The following is a 2,280-nucleotide window of genomic DNA, read 5'->3' as shown; positions in this document are numbered from 1 at the left end:
AACTGATCGGAGTTAGCTCATTGAGCGGCTTTTTCGTAACGAATTGTATCCATCCGATGGTGCGATTACAGCACCATTGCAGCAATCCAACCGAAGATGATCAGTGGAATGTTGTAGTGGATAAATGTCGGTACTACGGTTTCCCAAATGTGTTCGTGCTGACCGTCTGCGTTTAGGCCAGATGTTGGGCCTAACGTTGAATCTGAAGCAGGAGAGCCAGCATCACCAAGAGCGGCTGCCGTACCAACAAGGGCGATAGTTGCCATTGGCGAGAAGCCGAATGCTAGTGATAGCGGAACATAGATAGTTGCAAGGATTGGGATCGTAGAGAACGATGAACCAATGCCCATTGTTACCAACAGACCAACGATCAACATCAATAGTGCTGCAAGAGGTTTGTTGTCACCGATGCTGGTTGATAGCGATTGTACCAGTGTTTCAACGCCGCCAGTTTGCTTCATTACTGCCGCAAAACCTGCCGCTGCAATCATGATGAAGCCAATCATTGCCATCATGTGAACACCTTTAGTGAACACATCGTGCGTCTCTTTCCACGCGATAACGCCGCCGAAAGTGAATACCATGAAGCCAGCTAATGCACCAATGATCATCGAGCCTGTGTAAAGTTGAACGCTTAACGCTGCGATAATACCCAAGCCTGCAACCATGATGTGCTTCTTATTTAGCTTCGCTTCTGATTCTTGAACAACGGTCAGTTCAGTCTCTTTGTATTCACGAGGTTTACGGTAGCTAAAGAAGATCGCAGTTAGAAGACCAAACAACATACCTGCGCCCGGCAACAGCATTGCAGTAGGAACTTGGTTTGCCACAACATCGGTTAGACCGTTGTCATGCAGATTCTTCAGAAGGATATTGTTAAGGAAGATACCACCAAAACCGATTGGTAGAACCATGTATGGCGTGATCAAACCAAAGGTAAGCACACAAGCAACCAAACGACGGTCCAGCTTCAGCTTAGCGAATACGCCCAAAAGAGGTGGGATCAAAATTGGAATGAAGGCGATATGTACTGGAATCACGTTTTGAGATGACATGGTAACAAGTACAAGAGCAACCAATACTGCGTATTTTAGACCCGTAGTCGACGCAGAGCTCTCTTTACCATTTAGGCGCTTGATAACGCTTTTTGCAAGAAGGTCAGTGATGCCAGAGCGAGAAATCGCAACAGCAAAAGTACCTAGCATTGCGTAGCTTAGCGCGATAGTCGCACCGCCACCTAGACCACTTTCAAATGCGGCAACCGTATCCCCAAGGCTCATGCCAGCAACAAGGCCACCAACGATGGCACTAAACGTGAGGGCAACCACCACATTTACGCGCATCAATGCTAACACGAGCATGACGCACACAGATATAACGACAGGATTCATACTTTTCCTAATATGTTGTGTTTACTTATTATTCTTCGTCGACAAGCGGCCAACCGCCTAGGGCCTTCCATTTGTTGACGATGCCACAGAATAATTCTGCAGTTTGTTGTGTATCGTAAAGGGCAGAATGCGCTTCACGATTGTCGAATTCCATCCCTGCAGCTTTACATGCTTTAGCGAGAACAGTTTGACCATAAGCAAGCCCACTTAATGTTGCGGTATCAAAAGTGGCAAATGGATGGAAAGGGACTCTTTTTAGTTTGCAGCGCTCGTTAGCTGCATTAACAAAACTTAAGTCGAAAGCAGCGTTGTGTGCCACCATGATGGCGCGCGAACAATCGGCCGCTTTTTGCTCTTTACGGATTAGTTTGTAGATTTCTTTGAGTGCTTCTTGTTCTGATACTGCACCGCGAAGAGGGCTGAATGGGTCACGAATGCCATTGAATTCAAGTGCTTCTTTTTCTAAATTCGCGCCTTCGAAAGGTTCGATATGAAAATGAATGGTTGAGGCAGGATGCAGATCGCCATTTTCATCCATGCTAAGGGTGACAGCACAGATTTCTAAAAGTGCATCAGTTTGAGCATTGAAACCTGCGGTCTCAACGTCTACTACCACTGGAAAATAACCACGAAAACGCTTTTTCAGGGTCAGAGCTTCATTTTCTATTGTCATGTTGGCTTATATTTGTGTGACGAAGGCTGCATTATTGCAGATTCTACCGATGAGAAAAACCGCAATTTGGGAGAAATGTAAAATTCTATTTCCCGTTAGCCAGTAAGGGTTATAACTAAAAACAAGGTTAACGTGCACCTGTTATTCTCGCGATGTTATTTACCATTTTACGCACTTGCCAAAGTGAGCGTTAACTCCTTATACCCAAGTAACCTC

2 protein-coding genes are annotated in these 2,280 nt (G+C 45.6%); both read right to left on the bottom strand.

The genetic code is table 11. From position 1 onward, the window contains the following. Window positions 1–65: 65 nt before the first annotated feature. Window positions 66–1,391, bottom strand: coding sequence for a Na+/H+ antiporter family protein (locus KIV40_RS24895; protein ID WP_041853303.1), 1,326 nt, complete (start codon window positions 1,389–1,391; stop codon window positions 66–68). A gap of 28 nt (window positions 1,392–1,419) precedes the next feature. Beyond that, window positions 1,420–2,064: a ribonuclease T gene (gene rnt / locus KIV40_RS24890; protein WP_005439693.1), complete on the bottom strand. Its 645-nt coding sequence runs from the start codon at window positions 2,062–2,064 to the stop codon at window positions 1,420–1,422. Between the last annotated feature and the right edge of the window lie 216 nt (window positions 2,065–2,280).

It is taken from the genome of Vibrio sp. D173a, assembly GCF_030248475.1.
The sequence above is the reverse complement of the archived record's forward strand: the minus strand, read 5'-3'. Positions and strand labels throughout refer to the sequence as shown.

Coding starts and splice junctions, on each gene's coding strand:
- KIV40_RS24895 (WP_041853303.1), bottom strand. CDS start 1,391: ATGAATCCTGTCGTTATATCTGTGTGCGTCATGCTCGTGTTAGCATTG.
- rnt (WP_005439693.1), bottom strand. CDS start 2,064: ATGACAATAGAAAATGAAGCTCTGACCCTGAAAAAGCGTTTTCGTGGT.